Source organism: Crenobacter sp. CS_VA4 (assembly GCF_055597485.1).
Genome location: NZ_JBVMAE010000085.1, coordinates 1 through 506, shown reverse-complemented (window position 1 = coordinate 506; position 506 = coordinate 1). Strand labels below are relative to the sequence as shown.

Annotated in this window: 1 protein-coding gene; it reads left to right on the top strand. The window is 56.9% G+C overall.

Going from position 1 to position 506, the window contains the following annotated elements; genetic code table 11:
* On the top strand, positions 1-495 hold a 495-nt coding region (locus tag ACZ2IA_RS22805; RefSeq protein ID WP_470294876.1), incomplete at its 5' end, for an IS5 family transposase.
* Positions 496-506: the final 11 nt, after the last annotated feature.

The following is a 506-nucleotide window of genomic DNA, read 5'->3' as shown; positions in this document are numbered from 1 at the left end:
GGACCTAGAAGAGCTCTTCATCGACTCGACCATTGTTCGTGCTCATCAACACGCGGCAGGGGCTCAAAAAACGCTGGCGATCAGGCGATCGGCCGCTCGCGAGGCGGCCTGACCACCAAGATTCACGCCTGTGTCGATGCGCTGGGCAATCCCTTGCGTCTGCTTCTTACCGGCGGGCAGGTGGCCGATATTTCCCAGGCGGAAGCCCTGATCAAAGATATCCCAACAGAGGCAGTGATCGCCGACAAGGGTTACGACAGCGATGCGTTGGCCATCAACATCGCGCAAACGGGTGCCAAGGTAGTGATTCCGCCGCGCAGTCATCGCAAGACGTCTCGTCCAGTGGATTGGCATCGTTACAAAGCCCGCAATTTGGTCGAGCGGTTCTTCAATCGACTCAAGCAGTTTCGACGTCTTGCCACGCGCTACGACAAGCTGACCAGCCGGTTTGGCGCATTTCTCAGCCTAGTCTGTGCTTATATCTGGTTACTGTGAACACGCTCTAG